This window comes from Streptomyces sp. NPDC001744 (genome assembly GCF_042892575.1).
Classification (GTDB): domain Bacteria; phylum Actinomycetota; class Actinomycetes; order Streptomycetales; family Streptomycetaceae; genus Streptomyces.
Map to the genome: position 1 here is coordinate 371,568 of NZ_JBIAUG010000003.1, position 25,654 is coordinate 397,221.

Annotated in this window: 24 protein-coding genes; 13 read left to right on the forward strand and 11 right to left on the reverse strand. The window is 74.9% G+C overall.

Annotation, left to right across the window (positions count from 1 at the left end; translation table 11 throughout):
- Window positions 1–6: 6 nt before the first annotated feature.
- From ACFYZY_RS06065 to ACFYZY_RS06090, 6 genes are all read right to left on the reverse strand, one after another.
- The gene (locus ACFYZY_RS06065) at window positions 7–1,890 is read right to left on the reverse strand and encodes a helix-turn-helix domain-containing protein (RefSeq protein WP_388689940.1); all 1,884 of its coding nucleotides are present in this window, start codon (window positions 1,888–1,890) and stop codon (window positions 7–9) included.
- Window positions 1,891–1,970: 80 nt separating this feature from the next.
- Window positions 1,971–2,798 (reverse strand): 3-hydroxybutyrate dehydrogenase, encoded by an 828-nt coding sequence (locus tag ACFYZY_RS06070; protein WP_388689941.1) that lies wholly within the window; start codon window positions 2,796–2,798, stop codon window positions 1,971–1,973.
- Window positions 2,799–2,853: 55 nt separating this feature from the next.
- Entirely contained in the window at window positions 2,854–3,336 is a 483-nt protein-coding gene (locus tag ACFYZY_RS06075) for an NUDIX domain-containing protein (protein ID WP_388689943.1), read from the reverse strand.
- A gap of 131 nt (window positions 3,337–3,467) precedes the next feature.
- Window positions 3,468–5,144: an apolipoprotein N-acyltransferase gene (gene lnt, locus ACFYZY_RS06080; RefSeq protein ID WP_388689945.1), complete on the reverse strand. Its 1,677-nt coding sequence runs from the start codon at window positions 5,142–5,144 to the stop codon at window positions 3,468–3,470.
- A 144-nt stretch (window positions 5,145–5,288) separates the two neighbouring features.
- Complete coding sequence (locus ACFYZY_RS06085; RefSeq protein ID WP_388689946.1) at window positions 5,289–5,855, reverse strand: hypothetical protein; 567 nt, start codon at window positions 5,853–5,855, stop codon at window positions 5,289–5,291.
- A gap of 61 nt (window positions 5,856–5,916) precedes the next feature.
- On the reverse strand, window positions 5,917–6,711 hold the full coding sequence (locus tag ACFYZY_RS06090) for a glutamate racemase (protein WP_388689948.1): 795 nt from the start codon (window positions 6,709–6,711) through the stop codon (window positions 5,917–5,919).
- 58 nt (window positions 6,712–6,769) lie between these two features.
- Between ACFYZY_RS06090 and ACFYZY_RS06095 the strand changes: the two genes are divergently transcribed.
- The 5 genes from ACFYZY_RS06095 to ACFYZY_RS06115 all read left to right on the forward strand — a co-directional run bounded on the left by ACFYZY_RS06095 (window position 6,770) and on the right by ACFYZY_RS06115 (window position 13,264).
- Window positions 6,770–8,152: a glycosyltransferase gene (locus ACFYZY_RS06095; RefSeq protein WP_388689950.1), complete on the forward strand. Its 1,383-nt coding sequence runs from the start codon at window positions 6,770–6,772 to the stop codon at window positions 8,150–8,152.
- Between the two features lie 379 nt (window positions 8,153–8,531).
- The gene (locus ACFYZY_RS06100; RefSeq protein ID WP_388689951.1) at window positions 8,532–9,065 is read left to right on the forward strand and encodes a DUF6643 family protein; all 534 of its coding nucleotides are present in this window, start codon (window positions 8,532–8,534) and stop codon (window positions 9,063–9,065) included.
- A 54-nt stretch (window positions 9,066–9,119) separates the two neighbouring features.
- Window positions 9,120–9,944 carry an MOSC domain-containing protein gene (locus ACFYZY_RS06105; RefSeq protein ID WP_388689953.1) on the forward strand — a complete coding sequence of 275 codons (825 nt, stop codon included), beginning with the start codon at window positions 9,120–9,122 and terminating at the stop codon, window positions 9,942–9,944.
- 113 nt (window positions 9,945–10,057) lie between these two features.
- On the forward strand, window positions 10,058–10,666 hold the full coding sequence (locus ACFYZY_RS06110; RefSeq protein WP_388689955.1) for a hypothetical protein: 609 nt from the start codon (window positions 10,058–10,060) through the stop codon (window positions 10,664–10,666).
- Window positions 10,667–10,834: 168 nt separating this feature from the next.
- Entirely contained in the window at window positions 10,835–13,264 is a 2,430-nt protein-coding gene (locus ACFYZY_RS06115) for a right-handed parallel beta-helix repeat-containing protein (protein WP_388689957.1), read from the forward strand.
- Between the two features lie 14 nt (window positions 13,265–13,278).
- On the opposite strand, the gene ACFYZY_RS06120 is transcribed toward ACFYZY_RS06115, so the two are convergent.
- A complete protein-coding gene (locus ACFYZY_RS06120) occupies window positions 13,279–15,684 on the reverse strand; it encodes a hypothetical protein (protein ID WP_388689958.1) in 2,406 nt (801 codons plus the stop codon).
- Between the two features lie 134 nt (window positions 15,685–15,818).
- Between ACFYZY_RS06120 and ACFYZY_RS06125 the strand changes: the two genes are divergently transcribed.
- From ACFYZY_RS06125 to ACFYZY_RS06135, 3 genes are all read left to right on the forward strand, one after another.
- On the forward strand, window positions 15,819–16,643 hold the full coding sequence (locus tag ACFYZY_RS06125) for a DeoR/GlpR family DNA-binding transcription regulator (protein ID WP_388689960.1): 825 nt from the start codon (window positions 15,819–15,821) through the stop codon (window positions 16,641–16,643).
- On the forward strand, window positions 16,640–17,080 hold the full coding sequence (locus ACFYZY_RS06130) for an SRPBCC family protein (protein ID WP_388689962.1): 441 nt from the start codon (window positions 16,640–16,642) through the stop codon (window positions 17,078–17,080). Before ACFYZY_RS06125 ends, ACFYZY_RS06130 begins: the two co-directional genes overlap by 4 nt.
- 93 nt (window positions 17,081–17,173) lie before the next feature.
- On the forward strand, window positions 17,174–17,674 hold the full coding sequence (locus ACFYZY_RS06135; RefSeq protein ID WP_388689964.1) for an SRPBCC family protein: 501 nt from the start codon (window positions 17,174–17,176) through the stop codon (window positions 17,672–17,674).
- On the opposite strand, the gene ACFYZY_RS06140 is transcribed toward ACFYZY_RS06135, so the two are convergent.
- Window positions 17,634–18,797: a PLP-dependent cysteine synthase family protein gene (locus ACFYZY_RS06140; RefSeq protein WP_388689966.1), complete on the reverse strand. Its 1,164-nt coding sequence runs from the start codon at window positions 18,795–18,797 to the stop codon at window positions 17,634–17,636. The genes ACFYZY_RS06135 and ACFYZY_RS06140 overlap by 41 nt on opposite strands.
- A 186-nt stretch (window positions 18,798–18,983) precedes the next feature.
- On the opposite strand from ACFYZY_RS06140, the gene ACFYZY_RS06145 reads away from it, so the two are divergent.
- Both ACFYZY_RS06145 and ACFYZY_RS06150 read left to right on the forward strand, forming a co-directional pair.
- Window positions 18,984–19,295 carry a hypothetical protein gene (locus ACFYZY_RS06145; protein WP_388689968.1) on the forward strand — a complete coding sequence of 104 codons (312 nt, stop codon included), beginning with the start codon at window positions 18,984–18,986 and terminating at the stop codon, window positions 19,293–19,295.
- Window positions 19,296–19,491: 196 nt separating this feature from the next.
- On the forward strand, window positions 19,492–20,136 hold the full coding sequence (locus ACFYZY_RS06150) for an ATP-binding protein (RefSeq protein ID WP_388689970.1): 645 nt from the start codon (window positions 19,492–19,494) through the stop codon (window positions 20,134–20,136).
- 78 nt (window positions 20,137–20,214) lie between these two features.
- On the opposite strand, the gene ACFYZY_RS06155 is transcribed toward ACFYZY_RS06150, so the two are convergent.
- The 3 genes from ACFYZY_RS06155 to ACFYZY_RS06165 all read right to left on the reverse strand — a co-directional run bounded on the left by ACFYZY_RS06155 (window position 20,215) and on the right by ACFYZY_RS06165 (window position 22,987).
- On the reverse strand, window positions 20,215–20,502 hold the full coding sequence (locus tag ACFYZY_RS06155) for an SHOCT domain-containing protein (protein WP_388689972.1): 288 nt from the start codon (window positions 20,500–20,502) through the stop codon (window positions 20,215–20,217).
- A gap of 278 nt (window positions 20,503–20,780) precedes the next feature.
- Window positions 20,781–21,554 carry an SAM-dependent methyltransferase gene (locus ACFYZY_RS06160; protein ID WP_388689974.1) on the reverse strand — a complete coding sequence of 258 codons (774 nt, stop codon included), beginning with the start codon at window positions 21,552–21,554 and terminating at the stop codon, window positions 20,781–20,783.
- Window positions 21,555–21,763: 209 nt separating this feature from the next.
- Window positions 21,764–22,987: an ROK family protein gene (locus tag ACFYZY_RS06165; RefSeq protein WP_388689975.1), complete on the reverse strand. Its 1,224-nt coding sequence runs from the start codon at window positions 22,985–22,987 to the stop codon at window positions 21,764–21,766.
- A 198-nt stretch (window positions 22,988–23,185) separates the two neighbouring features.
- Here ACFYZY_RS06165 and ACFYZY_RS06170 point away from each other — a divergent pair, with 198 nt between their 5' ends.
- From ACFYZY_RS06170 to ACFYZY_RS06180, 3 genes are all read left to right on the forward strand, one after another.
- Window positions 23,186–23,644, forward strand: a complete 459-nt coding sequence (locus ACFYZY_RS06170; protein WP_388689977.1) for a hypothetical protein — start codon at window positions 23,186–23,188, stop codon at window positions 23,642–23,644.
- A 255-nt stretch (window positions 23,645–23,899) separates the two neighbouring features.
- On the forward strand, window positions 23,900–24,889 hold the full coding sequence (locus tag ACFYZY_RS06175; protein WP_388689979.1) for a histidine kinase: 990 nt from the start codon (window positions 23,900–23,902) through the stop codon (window positions 24,887–24,889).
- Entirely contained in the window at window positions 24,886–25,542 is a 657-nt protein-coding gene (locus ACFYZY_RS06180; protein WP_388689981.1) for a response regulator, read from the forward strand. Before ACFYZY_RS06175 ends, ACFYZY_RS06180 begins: the two co-directional genes overlap by 4 nt.
- Window positions 25,543–25,654: the final 112 nt, after the last annotated feature.

Genomic DNA, 25,654 nt, shown 5'->3' on the forward strand with positions numbered 1-25,654 from the left:
CGCGTGTCACCTCTCCCCGACCGCGTCCGAGAGGGCGTGCAGCCGCAGCGCGAGCTGGATCTCCAGGGCGCGCTCCGGGGACTGCCAGTCGGGGCCGAGGAGCCGGCCGACCCGTTCCAGGCGCTGGGCCACCGTGTTGACGTGGACGTGGAGTTCGTCCTTGGTGCGGGCGGGGCTCATGCCGCTCGCGAAGTAGGCGTCCAGGGTGCGGATCAGCTCGGTGCCGCGCCGCCGGTCGTAGGCGACGACCTGGCCGACGGTGCGGTCCACGAAGCCGTCGACGTCCCGTCCGTCGGCGAGCAGCAGACCGAGGAAGCCGAGGTCCTCCGCGGCGGCGCCCCGGCCCGAACGGCGCAGGAGCCGGAGGGCGTCGAGGCAGCGGCGGGCCTCCCCGTACGCGGCGGCCACCCGGTCCGGGTGGTCGAGGGGGGCCCGTACGGGGGCGGAGGCGCCGACGGTGACCGGTTCGCGCAGGGTGCCGCCGAGGTCCGCGGCGGTCTGGCGGGCGAGTTCGGCGGCGGTCTCGCCGGGGCCGAGCGGCAGGAGGAGGACCGTACCGCCGTCGCGCGCGGAGGCCAGTCCGCGGCGGGTGGCGGCGAGGTGGGAGGCGGCCGACCACAGGCGCCGGCGGTCGGCGCCCTCGCGTCCGGCGTCGGGGGTGGCACCGGTCCGGTCGGCGCGGGCGGCGAGCACGACGTGCGGGGCCTCGCTGTCGGCGCGGAGCCGGGCCGCGCGTTCGCGCAGCAGGCGACGGTCCCGGTCGGGGGCGTCGAGGAGGTCGTCGAGGAGTTCGCCCCGTACGCGCTGTTCGGCCTCGCCCGCCGAGCGGCGGGCGAGCAGCAGGAGGGAGGTGACCAGGGCGGCGCGCTCCAGGGTGCGCTGGTCGACGGGGTCGAGGTCGGGCTGTCCGCGGAGGACGAGGGCGCCCAGGGTCTCGCCGCCGGCGGAGACCGCGGCGACCCAGTCGTCCCCCTCGCGCACCGCGTGGCCGCCGGGGCGGCGCGCGGACCCGGCGCCCGCCTCGGTGAACTCGACGGTCCCGCCGAGCACTTCGGAGACGGCGCGGGTCACGTCGTGGACGCCGCCGCCGTGCAGCACCAGTTCGGAGAGGCGGTCGTGGACCTCGGAGGCCCGTTCGATGACGCCGCTGTGCTCGCGGATGATGTCGTTGGCCCGTTCCAGCTCCGCGAGGGCCGAGCGGGTCTCTGCGAGGAGGTTGGCGGTGTCGATGGCGACGGCGGCGTGCGCGGCGAAGGAGCCGAGCAGGGCGACCTGTTCGCGCTCGAAGACCCTGGCCCTGCGGTCGGCCGCGAACAGCACGCCGATGACCTGGCTGCCGAGGCTGAGCGGCACGCCGAGGATGGCGACGAGGCCCTCGTCCCGTACGGCCGTGTCGATGGTCCGGGTGTGCTGGAAGCGCGCGTCGTCGAAGTAGTCGTCGGTGACGTAGGGGCGGGCGGTCTGCGCGACGAGACCGCCGAGCCCTTCGCCCATGCCCAGCCGGAGCTGCTGGAAGCGGGCGGAGACGGAGCCCTCGGTGACCCGCATGTACGTGTCGCCGGCGGCCGGGTCGTTGAGGCTGAGGTAGGCGACCTCGGTGCCCAGGAGGGAGCGGGCGCGCTGGACGATGGCGCGCAGGACCGCGTCGAGGTCGCGGAGTCCCGCGAGGTCGTGGGCGGTGGCGAAGAGCGCGGACAGCTCCGCCTCGCGCCGCCGCCGGCCCTCCAGCTCCGCCCGGACGCGCAGGGCGAGCTGCTTGGCTTCCTCCAACTCGGCCAGCGCCTCGGGGCCCGCGCCGCTCGCGCGGGCGAGCAGGACGGGCCGGTCGTATGCCTCCGCGGCGGCTCCCCGGGCGAGGAGTTCCAGGTAGGAGACGTGTTCGTGGGACATGGACACAGGGATACCTGCCGTACGTGTGGTCGCACCACCCCTGTGGACAACCTTCACAGGGACCCCTCGGGGCGTGTCCCTCAGTGGGCGGTCCAGCCGCCGTCGAGGGTGAGGGAGGTGCCGGTGATGAACGACGCCTGGGGGGCGCAGAGGTAGAGGACGGCCTCGGCGACCTCCTCCGGTTCGACGAGCCGCTTGAGCGCCGAGTCCTTGAGCAGGACGTCCGAGAGGACGCGCTCCGGCGGGATGCCGTGGACGGCGGCCTGGTCCGCGATCTGCCGCTCGACGAGCGGGGTCCTGACGTAGCCGGGGTTGACGCAGTTGGAGGTGACCCCGTACGGGGCGCCTTCGAGGGCGGCGGTCTTGGAGAGGCCCTCCAGACCGTGTTTCGCGGCCACATAGGCGGACTTGAAGGCGGAGGCGCGCAGCCCGTGGACGGAGGAGATGTTCACGATCCGGCCCCAGCCCTGCCCGTACATGTGCGGGAGGGCACCCCGGACGAGCCGGAACGGCGCCTCCAGCATCACGGTGAGGACCGTGTGGAAGACGTCCGGGGGGAACTCCTCGATGGGGCGTACGAGCTGGAGCCCGGCGTTGTTGACCAGGATGTCCGTACCGGCGGCGGCCGTCTCGGCGGCGTCCAGGTCGGTCAGGTCGAGGAGCCGCGGTTCGAGCTCGCCGGGGAGTGCGGACGCCTCCCCGGCCAGGCTCTCCAGGCCCTCGGCGGCCCGGTCGACGGCCCTGACCCGGGCGCCCGCGGCGGCGAGCCGCAGCGCGCAGGCGCGCCCGATGCCGCCGGCCGCGCCGGTGACGAGCGCGGTGCGGCCGGTGAGGTCGAGGGCGAGACCGGCCACCCGGGGCGGGAGTGCGGCGGGGCCGGGGCCGGAGGTGGTGGGGGAAGCGCTCATGCTCCGCACCCTAAGGAGGGTTCCCTCCCCCGCCGATGTGCGTCGGACCCACAGTTCAGCTGGTTACTGTGGTGCGGAACCATGCGGGTTCATCGGCGAGCGCCTTCTCGATCCTCAGGTGCGAGAAGCGCTTCATCTCCGGCAGGTCGTCCACGTCGAACCAGCCGACCTCGAGGGACTCGTCGTCGTTGACCCGGGCCTCTCCCCCGACGGCGCGGCAGCGGAAGGACACGTCCAGGAACTGGCACTGATCGCCGTTGGGGTAGACGACGGGCTTGCGGAGGGTCTCGACGAGCACGATCCGCTCGACCTCGCAGCGCACGGCGGTCTCCTCGTACACCTCGCGCACCGCGCAGTCGGCGGGCTGCTCCCCGGGTTCGACGATGCCGCCGATGACCGCCCAGCGCCCGTTGTCGGAGCGCCGGCCGAGCAGGACCCTGCCCAGGTCGTCGAAAACGACGGCACTCACGCCGGGCAGGAAGAGGAGCTGGTGACCGGCCGTCTCGCGCAGGGTTCGGATGAAGTCGGGGGTAGCCATGGAGCGACCCTAGATCATGGGCGGCCGCCCGGGGTCGGCCCCGCCCCCCTGCCCCCGGCCGGTTCCGGTTTCACTCCGCGCGGGTGCGGCGGGCGCACCTCGGCGCGATGGCCGCGCCCCTGGCCGGCTGTTCACTCCGCCCGGGTGCGGCGGGCGCGCACCGAGCGGAACGCCGACAGGCCGAGGCCGGCCGCCGCGAGCGCCGCGAGGAGGGCTTCGGGCAGGGTGCCCATGCGGGTCGCGGGGGTCCGCGAGGAACGCAGCGGCACCCGCTCGACCAGGACGTCCGGGGTGAACATCTTCGTCCGCGCGACGATCTCGCCGTCGGGGCGGATGATCGCGCTGACTCCGCTGGTGACGGGCACGACCACCGACCGGCTGTGTTCGACCGCGCGCACCCGGGACATCGCGAGCTGCTGGTAGGTCATCTCGCTGCGGCCGAAGGTGGCGTTGTTGCTGGGGACGGTGATCAGCTGCGCGCCGTGGGTGACGGTGTCGCGCACGGCCCAGTCGAAGGCCGCCTCGTAGCAGGTGGCGAGACCGACCCTCGTCCCCGCGAGGTCGAAGACGCCGACCTCGCTGCCGGGGCCGAAGTCGCGGCTCACCCGGTCGACGTCGCTGTTGAAGATCCGCACGAGGGACCGCATGGGGATGTACTCGCCGAAGGGCTGGACGTGCCGCTTGTCGTACGTGGCGACCGGGCCGCGGCCGGGCTCCCACTGGATGAGGGTGTTGCGGAGCTTGCCGGTCCCGGGGGCGACGACCGCGCCGATCACGGTGGGCGCGCCGATCTCGCGGACGGCCTCGTCGATGACGTCGGCGGCGTCGGCGTTCGCGTACGGGTCGATGTCCGAGGAGTTCTCCGGCCACAGGACGAAGTCGGGTCGCGGCGCGCGCTTCTCCCGGACGGCGCGGGCGAGCTCGCGGGTGCGGGCCGCGTGGTTGTCGAGGACGGCTCGTCGCTGGGCGTTGAAGTCGAGGCCGAGGCGGGGGACGTTGCCCTGGACGGCGGCGACGGTGGCGGTGCCGTCCTCGGCGGAGTCGTCGACGAGGGGAAGGGCGGCGAGGGCACCGGTGACCGGGACGAGGACGGAGAGGGCGGCGGCGAGGAGCGGGCCGCGCGGGGCGGTGCCGGTGGCGCGCGGGGCGGTGCCGGTGGCCGTGGCGCGCGGGACGGCGCGGGCGGCGCGCCGGGCCAGGAGCAGGCGGGCCGCCTCGTACAGGCCGAAGCCGCAGAGCACGACGGCGAAGCCGAGCAGGGGGGTGCCGCCGACGGCGGCGAGCGGCAGGAAGGCGCCGTCGGCCTGCCCGAAGGCGACCTTGCCCCAGGGGAAGCCGCCGAAGGGCACGCGCGCGCGTGCCCCTTCCGCGAGGACCCACACCCCCGCGGCGAAGAAGGGCCACCACGGGAGCCGGGAGACGGCCGCGACACCGAGTCCCGCGACGGCCACGAAGAGCGCCTCGACGGCCGCGAGCGCGAGCCAGGGGACGGCGCCGACCTCCTCACCGGTCCAGACGAGGAGGGGGAGCAGGAAACCGAGGCCCGCGAGGTACCCGAGACCGAACCCGGCGCGGAGCCGGCGGCCCCGCAGGGTCCAGCCGAGCAGCGCGAAGGCGGGCAGCGCGAGCCACCACAGGGGTCGCGGCGGGAAGCTCAGGTAGAGGAGGAACCCGGACAGGGCGGCCGCCGCGGGCCGCGCGAACCGTCGCGAACGGGAACCCGGCGCGGGCGGTGCGGTGTCGGTTCCGGACGCGTCGGCGGGAACGGCGGTGGTTCCGGACGCGTCGGCAGGGGTGGTGGCGCTCACCTTGCGGAGTCTACGGGTCGTCCCTGTCCCCCGGGACGTCCGGTACGGCCCGGTGCGGGGCCTCCGACGAGCACGGAAGCGGTCGCGCGGGGCGGCGGGCGGTGCGGGTCCTGACGGCACGGCCGACGCGGGCGGGCCCGGCGTTCACACCCCGGTCGACGCGGACGGGCCCGGCGGGGCCGGGTGGCGCAGGCGGTCGCGGATGGCGCGGACGGCGGACTCCGCGTCGTCGACGGTGACCGTGAAGGTGTGGCCGTCACGCAGGCGAAGGACCAGCCCCTCGCCCTGCCGGACGACCACGGCCGTGCCCTTCTCCGGGCGCCAGCGGTAGCCCCAGCCGCCCCACTGGCGCGGGGTGACGCGCGGGGCGAAGTCGGCTCCGGCGATGTGGGAGAGGGGGATGCGGCGGCGCGGCAGGCCCATGTGGCCGCAGCGGACCTCCATGTTCCGGTCGTCCACCCGCACGGCCACGTGGACGAAGGCGAGGGTGCCGAAGAGGACGAGCAGTCCGGCCGTGACGCAGCCGGTCACCGCCATGAGGAGCGCCGCGACGCCCGAGGTCCACCGCAGCTGGACGGCGAGGAGGATGCCCAGGGCCAGGCAGGCGGCACCGGCCGTCGCGGCCACCCACTGGAAGCGGTTGGTGGCGCGGCCGGTCCAGACGGCGGGGCTCAGCTCGTCGTCGCGCAGGTACCGGGGACGCTCCCTCATACCGGAAGCGTACTCGGGGGCGGTCGGGGCGGCACGGCGGAGCGGAGCCGCCCGGCGACGCTCAGCGAGCGGAGGCGGTCTCCGCGAGGCCGCGGCCCTCGGCGTAGGCGAGGGCGGTGGCGGGGAGCCGCCCGGGGCGTCCGCTGAGCAGGACGGAGAGGGTGCCGGTGGGGTCGGCGTCGGGGGCCGGCCCGGCGCCGATCCGGCGCAGCGCCTGTGCGGCGACGGCCTCGGCGGAGCCGTGGAAGACCGGCGGCGGGAGGTCCGCCCGGCCGCGCGCCTCCAGGGCGGCGAGGATGCGCTCCTCGACCAGTTCGTAGTGGGTGCAGCCGAGGACGACGGCGCGGACGTCGGGCGGGGTGAGCGCGGCGGCGGCGGCGACGGCCCGGCCGACGGCGTCCTGGTCCGCGTGCTCCACAGCGTCGGCGAGACCCGGGCAGGGCACCTCGGTGACCTCGGCGCCGTCGGCGAAGTCGCGGATGAGTCCGCGCTGGTAGGCGCTGCCGGTGGTGGCCGGGGTGGCCCAGATGGCGATCTTGCCGCCGCCCGCGGCGGCGGGCTTGACGGCGGGCACGGTGCCGATGACCGGGATCTCCGGTTCGAGGAGGTCGCGCAGGGCGGGCAGGGCGTGGACGGTGGCGGTGTTGCAGGCCACGATCAGCGCCTGCGGGCGGTGCTCGGCGGCGGCGAGGGCGACGGCGAGGGCGCGTCCCGTGAGGTCCTCGGGGGTGCGCGGGCCCCACGGCATGCCGTCGGGGTCGTTGGAGAGGAGCAGATCCGCGTCCGGCCGGAGCCGTCGCACCGCGGCCGCTGCCGGGAGGAGGCCGATTCCGGAGTCCATGAGCGCGATCTTCACCCGGTCACCCTAGCCGATGAGCCCCGTGACCCCCGCGTTCTGGGGCAGACTGCCGCGAATGAGCACCCTCGCCTGGTTCGCGACCGTCTCCTTCGCCGCCTGGGTCTGGCTGCTGCTGGGCCAGGGCTTCTTCTGGCGCACGGACCAGCGGCTGCCGCGCGCCCGGAAGCCGTCCGGGTCCGGGGGCGTACGGGCGGAGCCGGCCCGGAAGCCGTCGCTGTCCGGCGGGAAGCACGCGCGCGTGGAACCGTCGCTGTCCGGCGGGAAGCACGCGCACGTGGAACCGTCGCTGTCCGGCGGGAAGCACGCGCACGTGGAACCGTCGCTGTCCGGCGGGAAGCACGCGCACGTGGAACCGTCGGGACCCGGCGGGGACGACGCGCGCGCGTGGCCGCGCGTGGTCGTCGTCGTACCGGCGCGGGACGAGGCCGAAGTGCTTCCGCTGAGCCTTCCGTCGTTGCTCGCCCAGGACTATCCGGGGGTCGCCGAGGTCGTCCTCGTGGACGACGGGAGCACGGACGGTACGGGGAGGCTGGCCGCCGGACTGGCCGAGCGGTGCGGCGGGCTGCCGCTGACCGTCGCGTCGCCGGGTGAGCCGGAGCCGGGCTGGACGGGGAAGCTGTGGGCGCTGCGGCACGGCATGGCGCTGGCACGCGCGCGGGAGCCGGAGTTCCTGCTCCTGACGGACGCGGACATCGCCCACGGGCCGGACAGTCTGCGGCTCCTCGTGTCGGCGGCGGTGGAGAACGATCTCGATCTGGTGTCGCAGATGGCCCGGCTGCGGGCCGAGAGCGGCTGGGAGCGGCTGATCGTGCCGGCGTTCGTCTACTTCTTCGCGCAGCTCTACCCCTTCCGCCGGATCAACCGGGCACGGGCCCGGACGGCGGCCGCGGCGGGCGGGTGCGTCCTGCTGCGGACGGAGACGGCGGTGGCGGCGGGGGTGCCGGAGGTGATCAGGCAGGCGGTGATCGACGACGTGTCGCTGGCGCGGGCGGTGCGGCGGGCCGGCGGGCGGATCTGGCTGGGGCTCGCGGAGCGGGTCGAGAGCGTCCGTCCGTACCCGGGACTCGGGGGGCTGTGGGGGATGGTCGCGCGGAGCGCGTACACGCAGCTGCGGCACAGCCCGCCGCTGCTCGTGGCGGTGGTGGCGGGCCTCGCGGTCGTCTACCTGGTGCCGCCGGTGGCCCTGGTGGCGGGCGCGGCGGGCGGGGACGGGCGGGCGGCCCTGGCCGGCGGCGCGGCCTGGGCGGTGATGGCGGGGACGTACCTGCCGATGCTGCGTTACTACCGGCAGCCGCCGTGGCTCGCTCCGCTGCTGCCGTTCACCGCGTTCCTCTACCTGCTGATGACGGTGGACTCGGCGGTCCGGCACCACCGGGGCCGGGGCGCGGCGTGGAAGGGCCGGACGTACGCGCGGCCGGAGGCGGCGCCGGACCGGTGAGCGCCCCTTCCCGGCGGAAGGGGAAATGGCATTTCCATTGCACGCGACGGCGCCGCCCCTTACGGGGAGTAGCCCCTCCCATTCGGCGTGTGTTCGCCGGGGGTCCGGGATTGCCACCCAATCATGTTCATGATCACCTCCCCGCCTTCCCGGCGCTTTTTCTTTATGTGTTCTTCATGTGGAGGGACGCCGGGCGGCCCCGAGGGGCCCGACCCGCCGGTAACCCCCTCCCAGCTCGGCATTTACGCGATCTTGAGACATCTCGCCGCCCGTTTTTACCGCGTTCGCTCGGGTTGGGGACGCGCCGCTTCGCGAAGCCTGTCAAACAACCCTCAAATCGGTCTCCCCAACCGGCACATCGTGGGCTTAACTTATGGCCATGACCTCCCCCCGCTCCTCTTATGGAGGCGGTTACCACACCGCGCCGTCCTTCCCGGACACCCCGATCTACGACTCCCTGGTCGCGGAGCGGGGCACGCCTCAGATCGCCCCGATCCGAGTGCCCGCCGCCTACGACACCGGCAGCAGCTTCTCCGGTGGCGGAAACGGCTCCTACCTGCCGGCGCTCTCCTCGGCACTGCCCGCCCTTCCGGCGGCGCCCGCCCCCCAGCCCTCCCCCGCCCACAACGGAGGCGGATACGGCTACCCGCAGCACGCGCCGCAGATGGCACCGGCCCCCCTCCAGCAGGCCCCGGCGCCGTACATCCCCCAGCAGCAGTCCGCCCCGCGCGGCTACCCGGGCGGCCCGTACCCGCAGCAGCCCCGCCCGGCGGCCGGCGGCTACGAGGCGATGCGCCCGGCGGCCACCGGTTACGAGGCGATGCGCCCGGCGGCGCCCCGGCCCGCGCCGGTTCCGGCCTCCGCGCCCTACGACGACCCCTACAACCGCCCCTACCAGGGCGGGGGTTACTGACCGGCTCCCCGTACCGGCCGACGCCGGGGACGGGGCGGCTGACAGGATGACCCCATGCCGACTCCCGTGCTCCGCTCCGTCCACATCCACCCGGTGAAGGCCATGCGCGCGCTGGCGTGCGCGGAGGCCGAGGTGCGGCCCTGGGGGCCGGCCGGGGACCGCCGCTGGGCCGTCGTCGACGCGGCGGGCAGGGTCGTGACCCAGCGTCGTCGCCCCCGGATGGCGCTGGCCTCGGCCGAGCCGGCGCCGGACGGCGGAATCGTCCTGTCCGCGCCCGGCCGTCCGGCGCTGGCGGTCGGGGTCCCTCGCCCCTCGGCCACCGTCACGGTGGACATCTTCGACCAGCGTGTGGAGGCGGTGCCGGCCGGGCCCGCCGCCGCCGACTGGCTCTCGGCGTACCTGGAGGGGGACTTCGGGCTCGTCCACATGGACGCGCCCGAACACCGGCGCCCGGTGGATCCGGAGTACGCGCGGCCCGGCGAGACGGTGAGCTTCGCGGACGGCTATCCGCTGCTCGCCACCACCACCGCCTCCCTCGACGCCCTCAACTCCCTGATCGCCCGGGGGGACCACGCGGGCGAGGGGCCGCTGCCGATGGACAGGTTCCGGCCGAATCTGGTGATCGGGGGGACGGCCCCCTGGGCGGAGGACGGCTGGCGCCGGATCGCCGTCGGGGAGGTCGTCCTCCGGGTCGCCCGGCCCTCGGGGCGGTGCGTCGTCACCACGACGGACCAGTCCACCGCCGGACGGGGCAAGGAGCCGCTGCACACCCTCGCCCGGCACCGCAGGAGCGACGGCCGGGTCCTCTTCGGCCAGAACCTCGTCCCCGAGCGCACCGGCACGGTCCGGGTCGGCGACCCCGTCGAGATCCTGGACTGAGCCCCGCCCGTACGGCGGGGGTCCCGCGTCACACTTGGCCGGTCCGGCGGGCGGGGAACCCGCCTCCGGGGCACACTCGTTGGAGGAGCGGCGAACAACGAGGGGGTCCCGACGTGCGCGCAGCCACCGGACTCTGGCGCTGGCGGCACAATCCCCTGCGCCGGACCACGGATCTCGTCGAGGCGTGGGTCGCCCTGGCGGCCGCCGTCCTGCTCTGCGTCGCGGTGCCCCTGGCCGGCTGGACCGCCGGGGCGTCCGCGTACGGCTCGCTCCAGCGGGCGATCCGCGCCCAGCAGGAGCAGCGGACGCCGACGACGGCCCGGGTGCTGGGGGCGGCCGAGGGGCCCCCGCGCGTGGTCCGGACCGCCGAGGCCGCCGAGGAGGAGCGGCTGAGCCGCCCGGTGACGGCCCGCTGGACCGCCCCGGACGGTTCGGTCCGCACGGGGACGGTGGAGACGGCCCGGCGGCACGCGGCGCCGGGCGACACCTTCGCGCTGTGGACGGACCGGGACGGCCGTCCGGTGGCGCCGCCGATGCACCCGGCCACCGCCCGCGCGCACGCGATCACCGCGGGGTTCATGGCCTCGCTCCTCACCGGTCTCCTGGTGGAGACCGGCCGCCGGCTCGCGATGCGCCGCCTCGTGCTGCTGCGGTACGCGCGCCTCGACCGCGCGTGGGCCGCGGCCGGTCCCGACTGGGGCCGTACCGGCACCGGCAGTTGACCGGGTACGACCGGCCCCGACCGCTCCGGACCGGCGGTGACGCACCCGGGCACCTGTGCGTTTCCGGTACGGGCGGGGGTACGCGACCCGTCCTCCCCCCGGCGTCGCGCGCGCTACGGTGGGGCATCGGATCAGCGGCGAGGCATGAGGCGGGGGCAGGACACACCCATGGCACAGGGCACGGTCCAGGTGACGCACACCGGCACATCGCGGTGGCGGCGCCGCACGGGTGAGTACCCCTCCCTCGCCGCCGCCCTGGACGCGGCGGGCGACGGGGACGTGCTCACCGTCGCGCCGGGGACCTACCGGGAGAACCTCGTGATGCGGCGGGCCGTCACCCTGCGCGGCCCCGAGGGCGGCGCCGGCCCGGTCCGGATCGCTCCCCCGGACGGCGTCCCGCTGACCCTCCGCGCCTCCGTCACCCTCCGGGACCTGCACGTCGAGGGGCAGGACGTGGCGGCGCCCGCGCTCCTCGTCGAGGACGGCACGCCCGAACTGCTCGACCTGCGGATCACGACCCGTTCGGCCGCCGGCATCGAGGTGCGGGGCGCCGCACGGCCCACCGTCCGGCGCTGCACCGTGGACAACCCGGCGGGGATCGGCATCGCGGTGCTCGACGGCGCGGGCGGGGTGTTCGAGGAGTGCGAGGTGGTGGCCGCCGGGCAGGCGGGCGTCTCGGTGCGGGGCGGGGCGCACCCGCGTCTGGAGCGCTGCCGGGTGCACCACGCCTCCGGCGCCGGCATCGCCGTCACGGGCGAGGGCAGCGCCCTGGAGGGCGTGGGCTGCGAGGTGTACGAGATCAAGGGCGCCGGGCTCCAGATCGCGTCCCGCGCCACCGCCCACCTCACCGACTCCTCGGTGCACCGCACGTCGGCGGACGGCATCACCCTCGACACCGACGCCGTCCTCACCCTCTCCGACTGCGACGTCCACGACGTCCCGGAGAACGCGGTCGACCTGCGCTCGCGCTCGGTCCTGACGCTCACCCGGTCGACCGTCCGCCGCTTCGGCCGCAACGGCCTGTCGGTGTGGGACCCGGGGACCCGGGTGGACGCCAACCAGTGCGAGATCCACGACAGCACGGGCGACTACCCGGCGGTGTGGGTGAGCGACGGGGCGACCGCCGTCCTCGACGCCTGCCGGGTGCACGACGTGCCCGACGCGCTGTTCGTCCTGGACCGGGGTTCGCGCGTGGACGTGGTCGACAGCGACCTGTCGCAGGTGCGGAACACGGCGGTGTCGGTGAGCGACGGGGCGACGGCCCAGCTCGACGACTGCCGCATCCGGGAGGCGTCCACGGGCGCCTGGTTCCGGGACCACGGCAGCGGCGGCACCCTCGCCAACTGCGCGATCGACTCGGTGCAGACCGGGGTCATCGTCACCAAGGGCGCCGACCCCACCATCGACCGGTGCACGGTCACCTCGCCCGCCGAGGCCGGTTTCTACGTGTCGGCGGAGGGGCGCGGCTCCTTCCACGGCTGCCGGGTGACGGGCAGCGACGGGTACGGCTTCCACGTGACGGACGGTTGCCGGACGACCCTGCGCAAGTGCCGCACGGAGCGGTGCGCGCGCGGCGGTTACGAGTTCCCGGAGGAGGGCGCGGTCGCGGAGGGGTGCACGAGCGACGAGAGCGCGGTCCGCTCCTCCGTGCCCGACTTCTCCGCGTCCGGCCCCTCCCCGGCCGGCGGCGCGGTCCTGACCGCCACGCGGACGGCCGGGCTGCTCGGTTCCGTACCGGCCTCCCGGCCCCCGGCGGCGGTTCCGGAGCCGGAACGCGACCGGGAGGCCCGTTCGTCGCAGGACGTGCTCGGCGAACTGGACGCCCTGGTGGGCCTGGAGAGCGTCAAGCACGAGGTGCGGACCCTGACCAACATGATCGAGGTGGGGCGCAGGCGCCAGGAGGCCGGCCTGAAGGCGGCCTCGGTCCGCCGTCACCTGGTCTTCACCGGGAACCCGGGCACGGGCAAGACGACGGTGGCGCGGCTGTACGGGGAGATCCTCGCCTCGCTCGGGGTCCTGGAGCGCGGGCACCTGGTCGAGGTGTCCCGGGTGGACCTGGTGGGCGAGCACATCGGGTCGACGGCGATCCGCACCCAGGAGGCGTTCGACCGGGCGCGCGGCGGGGTGCTGTTCGTCGACGAGGCGTACGCCCTCTCGCCGGAGGACTCGGGGCGGGACTTCGGCCGCGAGGCGATCGACACCCTCGTGAAGCTGATGGAGGACCACCGGGACGCGGTGGTGGTCATCGTCGCCGGGTACACGGCGGAGATGGAGCGGTTCCTCACCGTGAACCCGGGGGTGGCGTCGCGCTTCTCCCGGACCATCACCTTCGACGACTACGCGCCGGAGGAGCTGCTGCGGATCGTCGGGCAGCAGGCGGACGAGCACGAGTACCGGCTGGCCCCGGGGACGGACGAGGCGCTGCTCGTCTACTTCACCGCACTGCCCAAGGGACCGGCCTTCGGCAACGGGCGTACGGCGCGGCAGACGTTCGAGTCGATGGTGGAGCGGCACGCGAGCCGGGTCGCCGCCCTGGAGGACCCGAGCACGGACGAGCTGACCCTGCTCCACCCGGAGGACCTGCCGGGACTTCCCTGAGCCCCGGCCCCGCCCTACGCGGGTGGTCCGGCCGCACCGCCCCGTTCCGGGTCCGCCCGGCCGGACGTCTCCCGGCCGGCCGGCTCCCCGGGGTCGCGCTGGTGGGGCACGGCGGGCGGCAGCCGGTCGAGGAGGGCGGAGCGGCAGCGCGCGAACGCCGGGTCGGCCTGGTAGTCGGAGTGGCCCAGGATCGGCTCGGGCAGCGGATGGTCGCGGGTGCGCCCGTAGGCGACCGGATCGAGCAGGACCGGTGCGTCGACGGCGGGCCGCCCGTCCTCGCCGAGGACCCGGACGGGTCCGCCGATGGGGTCCGTGGCGCGGTGGAGGTTGCTCCAGCAGTGCACCGTGCGGTTCAGGGAGCGCAGCGCGTCGGGGCCGAAGTAGGCCGGGAACCAGCGTCCGTAGAGCCGCTCCAGGGGTGAGCCGTAGGTGAGCAGGGCGACCCGGCGGCGGGTGGCGGGCCTGAGCTGCCAGACGGCGGCCGCGGCGAGGACGCTGCCCTGGGAGTGCCCGGAGATGACGAGCCGGCCACCGGTGCGCCGGGTCCAGGAGCTCATGCGCCAGGTGAGGTCGGGGACCGCGCGCTCGGCGTAGCAGGGCGGGGCGAAGGGGTGGGCGGCGCGGGGCCAGAAGGTGCCGACGTCCCAGAGGATGCCGATGGTGCGGCGGGCGGAGGGGTCCCGGTAGGCGCGACGGCCCCAGGTGACGAAGAGCAGGAAGCCGAAACCGATCATCCAGGAGCCGAGGGACTGGGTGGCGGAGGCCAGCGAGGCGAGGGCGGGATGGGCGCCGTCGAAGGCCCGGCCGGGTACGTTGCCGCTGGCCCAGGCACCGGCGACGGAGGCGGCCCCGAGGAGCAGGGTGGCGCCGGAGACGACGCCGACGAGGACGGGCGCGGAGTCGGTGAGCCCCGCCCGCGCCCTGCACGTCGCGATCCGTCCCGTACGGACCGGGTCGTTCTCGCCGGCGGTCCCGTAGTCGGCCTCGACCTCGGAGCGCAGGCGCCGGGCGGCGAGCACGGTCCGCGCGGCGAGCAGGGCGGCGGGCACGGCGAGCAGCAGGAGCAGGACGGGGATGACCGACGCCTGCCAGCTGAGCAGGACGGGCGGGCTTATCCGGGGGCCGGGTTCGCCCATGCCGGGGGTGGCCGGTCCGTCGAGCCAGTCGGCCACGCGCTGGGCGACGCCTCCGGACATGATTCCGGCGAGGGCGCAGGCGAGCATGGCGACGGCGGGCCCGCCGAGTCCGCGCAGGGCGGTGCGGGCGTCCCGGCAGGACCGCCGGACGAGGAGGGCCGTCGCGCCGAGGGCGACGACGAGGCCGCCCTGGACGACGGTGAGGGCGCTGAAGACGGTGTCGCCGGGGAGGGTGCCCGACGAGGTCCAGCCGGGGCGGGACCAGCCGGCGTACAGGGCGGTGAGCAGGAGCAGGGCGAGGGCGGCGGTGGGCAGCCAGGTCACCAGGGCGCGTTCGAGCCGCAGGTCGAGGCGGCGTTCGCTGCGTCCGCGCCGGCACACCACCCAGAGCACGACGGCGCCGAGGGCGGCGACGGACGCCTGGAGCACACGGCCGAGGGCGGCCCCGGTGCCGGGGACCGTGCCGTCGTGGCGGGCGGCGGCCGTGACGAGGGCGGCGGCGACGGTGAGGAAGCCGGCGGCGGTGTGGGCGGCCCTGAGGCGGGCGACGAGGCGGCGGCCGTACCAGAATCCGGGGCGGCCGAGGGCGGCGCGGGACCCGGCGGGCGTCCTCTGCCCGCCGGTCGCCGGCTCCGCCGACGGGGCGTCGTGGCCGGCGGGCGGGCGCTGGGCCTCGTACGCGCTCCAGGTCCGGTTGGACAGGTACCAGAGCAGGCCGACGAGGGCGGTCGGCACGAGGGCGGCGAGGGCGAGGCGGCGGCCGGGCGGGGACCACCAGCCGGCGCGCCGGGCGGAGAGGAACTCCAGCCAGGCGGCGTTGTCGGTGCAGGCGGGGGCGGCGGCGCACTGCCAGGCCGTCAGGTCGAGGGCGACCTCGCAGGCGGCGGCGGTGAGCAGGACGGTGAGGGTGAGGGCGAGGAGCCGGACGAGGACCCCGTAGAACCGGACGGGTCCCGATCCGTCCCGGCCGGGCGGGCGCATCCAGTGCGCGAGGTTGGCGACCATGAAGGGCAGGAGCAGCAGCCAGAGGGCGCGGGTGCCGTCGCCCGAGGTCAGGTTGGACCAGCAGTACGCCTCCGGGACCGGGCGTCCGTGGTACCGCCCGGGGTGGTCCTCGGCGTCGGCGTCCTCGGCGCGCCGGTACACGGCGGCGGTCCGGTCGCCGGTGATCCGTACGGTCCTGGGGTCGTCGAGCATGTCCTGGGGGGTGGTTCCGCCGACACCGTGGACGAGGAGTTCGAGTGCCGCGTCCCCGCTCTCCGGGGCGGGTGTGGCAGGGGGCACTGGGGGGACTTCCTCTCGGAGTGGGAAGATGCGACGTCGGGGACAGGATCGCGGACGGCCGTGCGGCCGCGCACGGCCTCTCGCCGAAATTCACTCTCGTTCCCTCGTCTTCTGCGGAAGGACCGGTCCCGGCGGTGACTGACAACCAGAACCTCCTCGCGGAGCAGCGCCGCGCCCTGATCCTCGACGAGGTGCGGCGGCGCGGCGGCGTACGGGTCAACGAGCTGACCCGGCGTCTGGGCGTCTCGGACATGACGATCCGTCGCGACCTGGACGCGCTGGCCCGCCAGGGCGTGCTGGCGAAGGTGCACGGCGGGGCCGTCCCGGTCGACGGGGCGAGCACGCACGAGCCGGGCTTCGAGGCCAAGTCGGTGCTCGAACCGGGCGCCAAGGACGAGATCGCCCGGACGGCGGCGGCCCTGGTGACGCCGGGTACGGCGCTCGCCCTGTCCGGGGGGACGACGACCTACGCGCTGGCCCGGCACCTGCTCGACGTGCCGGACCTGACGGTGGTGACCAACTCGGTGCGGGTCGCGGACGTGTTCCACGAGGGGCGGCGGACGGGGGGCGGCGAGCCGCGGGGCGGGGAGGCGACGGTCGTCCTGACGGGCGGGGTGCGCACGCCGTCCGACGCGCTGGTGGGCCCGGTGGCGGACCGGACGGTCCGCTCGCTCCACTTCGACCTGCTCTTCCTGGGGGTGCACGGGATCTCGGCGGAGGCCGGTCTCTCGACGCCGAACCTGGCGGAGGCGGAGACGAACACCTGCCTGATGCGTGCGGCGCGCCGGGTGGTGGTGGTCGCGGACCACACCAAGTGGGGCACGGTGGGGCTGAGTTCGTTCGCGTCGCTGGACGAGGTGGACACCTGGGTGACGGACCGGGGGCTGCCGGAGGAGGTGCGGGCCGAGGTGGCGGAGCGCCTGCCGGGGCTCGTGGTGGCGGACGGGGAGCGGGCGTGAGGGCCTTCCGGGTCGAGCGGACGGTGCCGTCGGCGCCGGAGGAGGTGTGGCGGCGGCTCACGGACTGGCCGGCGCACGGACGCCGGGTGCCGCTGACCCGGACGAGGGTGCTGACGCCGGGGCCGAACGGGCCGGGCACCCGGTTCACCGCCCGGACGGGGATCGGGCGGCTGTCCTTCGACGATCCGATGGAGGTCGTCCGCTGGGAGCCGCCGGCGGCGGGCCGGCCCGGCGCGTGCCGTCTGGAGAAGTCCGGCCGGGTCGTGCGGGGCTGGGCGCTGATCGAGGTGGCGGAGGCGCCCGGCGGCGGCTGCCGCGTGGTGTGGACGGAGGAGTTGTCGGTGCGGGGGGTGCCGGGGGCGCTCGATCCGGTGCTGGCGCGGGCGGGGCGGTTCCTGTTCGGCCGGGCGCTGGACGGGCTGCTGCGGGAGGAGTGAGGGACGCGTCTCGTCCCCGCCCGCGCCCTGTGCCGTTGACGGGGCGTCAGTTAGGGTGCTTCTTCCGCTCGCACCCGTCGGGAGGTTCGGTCCATGGCACGCCGACTGAGGCCGGTGGAGCTCGACTTCACCGCGTCCGCCCCCGTACGCCTGGCCTTCACGGCGACGCTGGCCGCGCCGCCCCGGGCCGTCCACCGGTCGCTGGCCGTGGAGACGGGCAGCACGCCCTCCTGGTTCACCGCCGTCGCCTCCGCCGTCCCCCGGGACGAGGGGGCGGGCCGTACGGTCCGGCTGCGGGTCGGGATCTCCTTCGAGGAGACGGTCCTGGCCTCCGAGCCGGGGGCCCTCCACGCGTACCGGGTCGACGCGACGAACGCCCCGGGCGTGACGGCCATGGCGGAGGAGTGGGCCCTCTCCCCCGCCGGGCGGGGCACCCTGCTGCGGTGGACGGTGGCCGCCGACGGCCCGGGCCCGTTCCGGCTCGCGCTGCGTCTCGCGGGGCCGGGCCTGGGGCTGTCCTTCCGGGGCGCGGCGCGCCGGCTCGACCGGCGGCTCACTCCGGCCAGGCCCCCGTCTCCAGGAAGCGCTCGATGACGGCGGCGTACGGGGCGATGTCGAGCCCCTGGGCGGCCAGCCAGTCGTCGGAGTAGTACTTGTCGAGGTAGCGGTCGCCCGGGTCGCAGATCAGGGTGACGACGCTGCCGGAGCGCCCCTGCGCGACCATCTCCGCCACGATCTTGAAGGCGCTCCACAGGCCGGTGCCGGTGGAGCCGCCCGCCTTGCGGCCGATGGCGGTCTCCAGGGCCCGGACGGCGGCGACGCTGGCCGCGTCGGGCACCTTCATCATGCGGTCGACGGCCCCGGGCACGAAGCTCGGTTCCATGCGGGGGCGGCCGATGCCCTCGATGCGGGAGCCGCAGTCGGCGGTGGCGTGCGGGTCGTGGTGGGTCCAGCCGTCGAAGAAACAGGAGTTCTCGGGGTCGGCGACGCAGACGCGGGTGTCGTGCTGCATGTAGTGCACGTAGCGGGCGATGGTCGCCGAGGTGCCGCCGGTGCCCGCCGTGGCCACGATCCAGGCCGGTTCCGGGTACCGCTCGAGGCGGAGCTGCTGGTACATCGACTCGGCGATGTTGTTGTTGCCGCGCCAGTCGGTGGCCCGCTCCGCGTAGGTGAACTGGTCCATGTAGTGGCCGCCGGTGCGCGCGGCGAGGGCGGCGGCCTCCTCGTACATGGTGCGCGAGTCGTCGACGAAGTGGCACCGCCCGCCGTGGAACTCGATGAGCCGGCACTTCTCGGGGCTGGTCGTGCGGGGCATGACGGCGATGAACGGGACGCCGACGAGCTTCGCGAAGTACGCCTCGGAGACGGCGGTCGAACCGCTGGACGCCTCGATGACGGGCCGGTCCGGCCGGATCCAGCCGTTGCAGAGGCCGTAGAGGAAGAGGGAGCGGGCGAGACGGTGCTTGAGGCTGCCGGTGGGGTGGGTGGACTCGTCCTTGAGGTAGAGGTCGATCCCCCACTCCGCCGGGAGCGGGAAGAGCAGCAGGTGGGTGTCGGCGGAGCGGTTGGCGTCGGCCTGGACCTTGCGGACGGCCTCCTTCAGCCAGGTCCGGTACGCGGGATCGCTGCGGTCGACGTCGATGGTGGCCGCGGCGGTGGCGGCGCTCGCCGGCCGGTTGTCCGCATGGTGCTCGACAGTGCGTTCGACGGTGTTCATCCGCGCTTCTCCTCGGTCGCTTCCCCTGGGTGCCCCGCTCTTGACGATACCGCTCCCACCTGGGCAAACGTTCCCTTTGACTCTCCATAGGGAAGACTTGCGGAGGGGCCACTGGTGCGGTCGCGGACGGCCCGGCACACTATGAGCGGCACCCCGGGGGAAACGGGGAGAAAGGGGCGGACCGACATGACGGAACCCGACTTCAGCGTGCGGGGCGTGGGGATCACCCGCTGGCTGCGTTCACTGACGCGCGCGGGCGAGGTGCGCATCGAGGACGGGCGGCTCGCCCTGCTCACCAGTTACGGCAGCGAGATCGACAGCGCCCCGGTGACGGCGGTGCGGGCGGGGCGGCCGTGGTTCGCGGGCCCGGACGAGGCGGTGGCGACCGTGAACGGCACCCGGTACCGGCTGACGCTGCACCAGGACGGCCGCGAGGACGGGGCGGAGGACTCGGGACGCCTCCTCGCGGCGCTCAGGAGAGCGGCCGGACGGCGCTGACGACCGGGGCCGCGCGGAGCGGCCCCGGCCCGGCGCGCCTCGCCGTGAGTTGCGGGACGGTCACCCCTGGCCCACGCTGGAAGCACCTCACCGAGGGTTTACGGATGGTGACGCTGCGCTGTGGTCGTCATCCTGCTGTACGCACGAGAGATCCGAACCTTCGTCTTCTTCCGGACTACTTCGGGGAGTCGCAGCCGTGATCAGCGAACCGAGCAGGTACTACGCGGTGGAGCTCCACGCCCTGCCGCAGCGGATCGGACAGGTCCGCAGAATCGTCTCCGCGCATCTGCGCCACTGGCATCTCGACGCCCTGGTCGACCATGCCCTCCTGGGGGTCACCGAACTCCTGACCAACGTCCACCGGCACGCCCGGCCGGACAAGCGGTGCACCGTCGAGATCGAGCTGCTGCTCGACCGCCTCACGGTCTCCGTCAGGGACCACGACCCGCGTCTGCCGGAGGCCGGCGGGCCGGTCTCCGGCGCCTCCCCCTTCCCGGGCGGCGCCGGCGGATCCGTGGCGGCCGTTCCGCCGGCCGACGAGCTGGCCACGTCCGGCCGGGGCCTCGCCCTCGTTGGCGCGGTCAGCGAGAGCTGGGGCGTCCGGCCGTGCGGGGACGACGGGAAGGACGGGAAGGTCGTGTGGTTCACCCTCGCGGCGCCCCTCCCGGGCGGTCCCGTCCGGACGCGCGAGGAGGCCGTGTACGGCGCCGCGACCGAGGGCCCCTTCACGGGGTACGAGCGGATTCCCGCCGTCCCCCTGGGCACCCCGGCCGATCCGGTGCCGAGCCCCGCCCCCGCCGTGGCCTCGGCCCACCCGGTCCTGGCGGGCCGGGCGGGCTGAGGAGGCGCCGGGCCGGGGACGCGCGAAGGGCCCCGGGCCGGGCGGGCGGGAAGCGCCGGGCCGGTGGGGACCGGTCCCTCAGGGCCGGCGTCCCTCGGCGCCCTTCCGGCGGCCGAACTGCTCCTCCAGGACGCTGAGCCGCCGCCAGTACTCGTCCTCGTCGATCTCACCGGCGGCGAACCGGTGACCGAGCAGGGCGAGCGGCGAGTGGTCGTCCGGCCCGCCGTCGCGACCGGAGCGGAGGTCCCGCCCCCGGCACCGCCCGGTACGGCGGACGAGGGCGACGATCCCGACGACGGCGACGGCCCAGACGAGGGGGAAGAGAAGGATCCAGGGGCCGGGGCCCGCGTGGGCGAGTGTCTCCATGATGGTTCAGCTCCTCGGTACGTACGGCTGGTTCGGGAATGTCCCTGGTTCCAGAGTCGTCCGGGGAGGGGGCCCGGGGCGTCGTACCGGCAGCGGCTTCACGCGTACCGCGCGGGGAGTACGGCTCCCCTTCCGCCCCTGCGCCCGGGGGCGGGTGCGGCACCGTCACGGGGTCCGGCCGGAGGAGCGGCCCCGGCGGGGAGGGGTGGTGGGCGCGGCGCCCGGTGAAGGCGGACGCCCCGGGCCCCGGTGCCGTGGGCCCGGGGCGTCCGGACCGGTCAGGCGGCCACGGCCACGAGGGTCAGATAGGCGATGCCGAGGACGCCCCGGTAGCCGTTCAGCCAGCTGGAACGCTGCCGGTCGACGCGTTCGCGCGTCTCGGCGGCGAGCGGGTGGCCGGGGTGGGCGGCCAGCCAGACCTCGGTGTCGTACCGGTAGCCCGACTCGAACTCCTCCCACTCCTCGGCGCTCGCCGTCTCGATCCACGCGGGACGGAACCCGGCCTCGACCGCGAGGTCCACGAGGGCGCCGAGGGAGAGGTGGTCGTCGGTGTGCGCGCCGGGCCACATCCCGGCCAGTTCCGTCCCGGTGGGGGTGCGCTCCCAGAATCCCTCCCCCAGGACGACGCGTCCGCCGGGACGGACGAGCCGGCGGAGTTCGCGCAGGACAACGGCGGGGTCGTACGGCTGCTCGGGGTCGCAGAGCGCCTGACCGGCACCGAGGCAGAGGACCGCGTCGACGGGGCCCCGGCCGGTGCCGAGCGCCGACTCCTCGACGAAGGACGCACGGCCGGAGAGCCCGCGCTCCTCGGCGAGGGAGCGGGCGCGGGCCAGGTCCTCGGCGTTGATGTCGATCCCGACCCCCTCGGCGGTGGGGACGGCGTCGAGGACGCGCAGGAGCATTTCCCCCCAGCCGCAGCCGATGTCGATCACGTCGGCGGGCCCGGCAGCGGCGAGGCGTCCGACGACGCGGGCGGCGCGGGCCCCGGAGAGCGGGCCGTGGAAGGTGAGGGTGCCGAGGCGCGGGGGAAGAGCGGAGCCGGAAGGATTCATGGGCGGAACGCTATGCCGCGCGGCTCCGGGGGCCCACCGGTTTTCCACCCGGGGCCTGGACGCCGTGACCGCCCGGACGGATTCCGAGTCCCGGACCCGTGGGGCCCGGACACGTGGGCCTGGTCCGTGGGGCCCGGACACGTGGGCCCTGGTCCGTGGGGCCCGGACGCGTAGGACCTGCTCCATGGGACCCGGACACGTAGGACCGCTCAGACCGCTTCGCGGGACAGGGCCGCCAGGGGGTCGTCGAGGACCGGCTGCCAGGCGAGTTCGGCGGCGCCGACGAGGCTGTTGTGGTCGAGGGTGCAGGGGAGGATCGGCACGCCGCCGCTGCGGCCCCAGAGGCTGCGGTCGGCGACGACCGCGCGCAGGCGTTCGGGGTCGGCCGTGAGGAGTTCGCGGTGGAGGCCGCCGAGGATGATCCGGTCCGGGTTGAGGATGTTCACCAGGCCGGCGAGACCGAGCCCCAGGCGGTCGATCAGCTCCCCGACGGCGACGCGCACGCCCGGGTCGTCGGGAGCGGTGCGCAGCAGGTCGCGGGACTGCTGGAGCAGGGAGACCTCGGGGCCGGGAGTACGGCCCGCGACCGTGAGGAAGGCGAGCGGGTCGGTCTCGACGTCGAGGCAGCCCCGGCCGCCGCAGTGGCACGGACCGCCCTCCGGGTTCACCGTGAGGTGGCCGACCTCCAGGGCGAGGCCCGCGCTGCCGGTGTGCAGACGCCCGTCGAGCACCAGCGCGCCGCCGACGCCCCGGTGGCCGGTGGCCACGCAGAGCAGGTCCCGGGCGCCGCGCCCCGCGCCGTGGCGGTGTTCGGCGAGGGCGGCGAGGTTCACGTCGTTGCCGGTGAAGGCGGGGCCCCCGATGCCCGCCTCCCGCACCCGCTCGGCGAAGATCTGCCGGACCGGGGCGCCGGCGGGCCAGGCGAGGTGGAGCGGGTTGAGGGCGGTGCCCTCGGGTTCGGCCACGGCGGAGGGTACGGCGAGACCGGCGCCGACGCAGCGACGGCCGCTCTCGCGGAGCAGGGAGGCTCCGGCCCCGACCACGGCGCCGAGGACCTGGGCGGGGTCGGCGGAGACGGTGACGGCCCCGGGGGCCGTGGCGACGATCGCGCCGCCGAGGCCGACGAGCGCGGCCCGGAAGCCGTCCGGGTGGACCTGGGCCGCGAGGACGACGGGGCCCTTCTCGTCGACGGCGAGCCGGTGCGAGGGACGCCCCTGGGAACCGGCCGCGGTGGGGTTGGAGTCGACCCGGATGAGGCCGAGGGCCTCCAGCTCGGCGGCGACGGCGCCGGCCGTGGCGCGGGTGACGCCGAGTTCGGCGGTGAGGACGGCCCGGGTCGGCGCCCTGCCGGTGTGCACCAGCTCGAGGGCGGGGCCGAGTGCGTTGCGTCCCCTGTCCAGCCGTGTCCGGTTCGTCGTCGCCTTGCCGTTCATGGGGGCGAGTCTCCCATGATCGGGCGGCGCCCCCTTCCCTGCGGCCCCGGAGACGCGCCCTCGCGGCCCCCGGGCTCGCCTCCGCGGCCCGAAAGGGCGCCGGAGGGAGCGCCCCGGGGCGGCAGGGACTCGCGGATCCTGCGGGGAAAGTCGGCGCGGGACCGGGAGAACGGCACTCCGCGCGTCCAGGAGGTCGCGATGACGATGACCGTGCTCCGGGCGGCACGTTTCGTCGAGGACTTCACCGACGACGTCCTCGCCGCCCTGCTGGTACGGACGCTGTCCGCCGCGGGTTTGATCCTCCTCACCCTCCTGGCCGGTTGCCGCCCAGGAGAGGCGCCCGGTCTTCAGCGCGGATGTCCGCGGGCCCGGCACAAGAGCCAGCCCGTCAAGAAGGCCGAGGTCGAGACCGCCCAGCTCCGCGAGGACCTGGCCGGGGCCCGCGAGGAAGAGCGGAAACCGGCGGAACTCGCCGGCACCTACGCAGCCTTGATCGAGCAGCCGGCCCACGAGCGTGCCGAAGCGACAGCCGAGCGCGACGGGGCCCCCGCCGCACGGGACGCCACGCTGGGCGTAACCGCCCTGCGTACCACCCCGCCGCAGCAGCGAGCCGCCGGCGCGCGCCCGCGTCGTCCGCTCCCGCGGGGAGGGCGGTGACACGCCGCCGTCGCTGTCCGGTGCGTCAAGCCGGTGGAACACCCGCAGGCCGGAATCCGACCGGTTCACCAGGCGCTGCGGCGTGTGACGGTAATGCCGGGGTGCCGCAGAAGTGATCGATCCGCTCAGCCGCCTGCGCGCTTCCCGGTGGGTGAAAGATGGGTGCCGGCATGTATGGACGGTCCGAGCATGATCGTCCAGACTCCCTCTTGATCACCGTCGTGACACTCGCCAACGCTGGGGTGCGTTGAGCGGATGGACGCAAGGAAGCCGAGGGAGAGGTTCGCAGTGTCGTTGTTCTGGCGGATCTTCCTGATGAATGCCTTCCTCCTCGTTGTGGCCACCGCGCTTCTGCTGAGTCCGTGGGTCACCGTCTCCTCCCCGGTTCTCTTCGACGAAGCCGTCGTGATAATCGCCGGGGTGCTGGCCATGCTCGTGGCCAATGGTCTTCTCTTCCGGTACGGACTGGCTCCGCTCAAGCGGCTGTCCCTCGCGATGGCGGGGGCGGATCTTCTGCACCCCGGCACGCGGCCGAAGGCCACGGGGCAGCACGAAATGGCTGAGCTGGTAAGCACGTTCAACGCGATGCTGGACCGGCTGGAGAGCGAACGGGCCACCAGCAGTGCCCGCGTCACCGCAGCGCAGGAGGCCGAGCGGAGACATCTCGCGCGGGAACTCCACGATGAGGTCGGCCAAGCTCTCACCGCCGTCCTGCTCCAGTTGAAGTGGCTGGCGGACCGAGCCCCGGTGAAACTACGGGAGGACCTTCGGTCGGCGCAGGAGACGACCAGGGAGAGTCTGGACGAACTGAGGCGTATCGCTCGCCGACTTCGCCCCGGGGTGCTTGAGGACCTTGGGCTGACGAGTGCCCTCCGGGCCTTGGCGGCGGACTTCACCACTACCGGAATCAGGGTCGACCACCGCTGTGAGCCAGGGCTTCCGGCCCTGACGCAGGAAGCCGAGCTGGTGATCTACCGGGTGGCACAGGAAGCCCTGACCAACGCGGCGCGTCACTCGGGGGCCGACCGCGTCGACGTGGAGCTGCGGCACGGAGCCTCGGGGGGTGTGGAGCTGGTGATCAGCGACAACGGGCGCGGTCGCGACGGCGCCGCGGAGGGAGCCGGGATCCACGGCATGCGTGAACGTGCCCTCCTGATCGGGGCACAGTTCACCCTTCGGGCCGGCCCTGACGTCGGCACGTCCGTTCACTTGCTGGCACCCGTGAGAGCGGAGGCGGGGCGGTGACCGACCGGCCCAGGAGGATTCTGCTTGCCGACGATCACGCCCTGGTGCGTCGTGGCGTACGAATGATCCTCGACTCCGAGCCCGATCTGCACGTGGTGGCAGAGGTCGGTGACGGTGCGGAGGCCGTCGCCGTCGCGCAGAAGGTCCCCGTCGACCTGGCGGTTCTCGACATCGCCATGCCGCGGATGACAGGGCTGCAGGCCGCGCGCGAGCTTTCTCGTATCCGACCGGACCTACGCATCCTGATCCTGACCATGTACGACAACGACCAGTACTTCTTCGAGGCTCTGCGGGCAGGAGCCTGCGGCTACGTACTGAAGTCCGTCGCGGACCGGGACCTGGTGGAAGCGTGTCGCGCCGCGATGCGCGACGAGCCGTTCCTCTACCCCGGGGTCGAGAGCACGCTGATCCGCCAGTACCTCGACCGCACGGAAGAAGGCCGGGCTCTCCCGGAGCGGGCGATCACCGACCGCGAGGAGCAGATCCTCAAGCTCGTCGCAGAAGGCCACAGCTCGAAGGAGATCGGCGACATGCTGGTCATCAGCGTCAAGACGGTCGAGCGCCACCGGGCCAATCTCCTGCAGAAGCTCGGCCTCCGCGACCGCGTCGCGCTCACGCGCTACGCCATCAGGACCGGCCTCATCGAACCGTAGTTTCGGCACCGCACCAGCCTCGTCCCGCAGCGACCGCGAAGCGGGCGGTCCGTCATGCCCGGGGACTGGTCACCAAGCCACGCCGGCGCCCCCCCCCCCCCCATGAGCCGCC

Excerpts from the sequence above, each read along its gene's own strand:
- ACFYZY_RS06065 (WP_388689940.1), bottom strand. The coding sequence starts at position 1,890 with ATGTCCCACGAACACGTCTCCTACCTGGAACTCCTCGCCCGGGGAGCC.
- ACFYZY_RS06070 (WP_388689941.1), bottom strand. The coding sequence starts at position 2,798 with ATGAGCGCTTCCCCCACCACCTCCGGCCCCGGCCCCGCCGCACTCCCG.
- ACFYZY_RS06075 (WP_388689943.1), bottom strand. The coding sequence starts at position 3,336 with ATGGCTACCCCCGACTTCATCCGAACCCTGCGCGAGACGGCCGGTCAC.
- ACFYZY_RS06085 (WP_388689946.1), bottom strand. The coding sequence starts at position 5,855 with ATGAGGGAGCGTCCCCGGTACCTGCGCGACGACGAGCTGAGCCCCGCC.
- ACFYZY_RS06095 (WP_388689950.1), top strand. The coding sequence starts at position 6,770 with ATGAGCACCCTCGCCTGGTTCGCGACCGTCTCCTTCGCCGCCTGGGTC.
- ACFYZY_RS06100 (WP_388689951.1), top strand. The coding sequence starts at position 8,532 with ATGACCTCCCCCCGCTCCTCTTATGGAGGCGGTTACCACACCGCGCCG.
- ACFYZY_RS06105 (WP_388689953.1), top strand. The coding sequence starts at position 9,120 with ATGCCGACTCCCGTGCTCCGCTCCGTCCACATCCACCCGGTGAAGGCC.
- ACFYZY_RS06115 (WP_388689957.1), top strand. The coding sequence starts at position 10,835 with ATGGCACAGGGCACGGTCCAGGTGACGCACACCGGCACATCGCGGTGG.
- ACFYZY_RS06135 (WP_388689964.1), top strand. The coding sequence starts at position 17,174 with ATGGCACGCCGACTGAGGCCGGTGGAGCTCGACTTCACCGCGTCCGCC.
- ACFYZY_RS06140 (WP_388689966.1), bottom strand. The coding sequence starts at position 18,797 with ATGAACACCGTCGAACGCACTGTCGAGCACCATGCGGACAACCGGCCG.
- ACFYZY_RS06145 (WP_388689968.1), top strand. The coding sequence starts at position 18,984 with ATGACGGAACCCGACTTCAGCGTGCGGGGCGTGGGGATCACCCGCTGG.
- ACFYZY_RS06155 (WP_388689972.1), bottom strand. The coding sequence starts at position 20,502 with ATGGAGACACTCGCCCACGCGGGCCCCGGCCCCTGGATCCTTCTCTTC.
- ACFYZY_RS06160 (WP_388689974.1), bottom strand. The coding sequence starts at position 21,554 with ATGAATCCTTCCGGCTCCGCTCTTCCCCCGCGCCTCGGCACCCTCACC.
- ACFYZY_RS06165 (WP_388689975.1), bottom strand. The coding sequence starts at position 22,987 with ATGAACGGCAAGGCGACGACGAACCGGACACGGCTGGACAGGGGACGC.
- ACFYZY_RS06170 (WP_388689977.1), top strand. The coding sequence starts at position 23,186 with ATGACGATGACCGTGCTCCGGGCGGCACGTTTCGTCGAGGACTTCACC.
- ACFYZY_RS06175 (WP_388689979.1), top strand. The coding sequence starts at position 23,900 with ATGGACGCAAGGAAGCCGAGGGAGAGGTTCGCAGTGTCGTTGTTCTGG.